Source organism: Parvimonas sp. D9 (assembly GCF_035282565.1).
Taxonomy (GTDB): Bacteria; Bacillota; Clostridia; order Tissierellales; family Peptoniphilaceae; genus Parvimonas; species Parvimonas micra.
In genome coordinates, this window is the sequence record NZ_JAYKBM010000191.1 from 1 (window position 1) to 258 (window position 258).

The 258-nt window shown below is 54.7% G+C and carries 1 protein-coding gene; it reads left to right on the top strand.

Annotated elements, in window-relative coordinates; all coding sequences use genetic code 11:
- On the top strand, positions 1-258 hold a 258-nt coding region (locus tag VJI94_RS08515; protein ID WP_324009052.1), incomplete at both ends, for a hypothetical protein.

Consider the following 258-nt stretch of genomic DNA (forward strand, 5'->3'; position numbering starts at 1 on the left):
TTCCAGCCTAAATTTCAATTATTCCAATTGGCTCGCAAGCCGGCTTGACGCTCAGGGCAGATACCGTCTGCCGCATGAAGCGTTCAACGATCAAGCTATCGTAAACGCACGCACCAAAGCGCCGAACTACGCCGATAACACGCTGGAAGACATTCCCTACAAGAGCGAGATCAAGCGCAGGCATTTCGATATTCTGCCTGTCGTTCCTCCGTACGAGGTAGTCCGGTACGACAGCTGGAGCGGCGTAGCGGGGGAGTC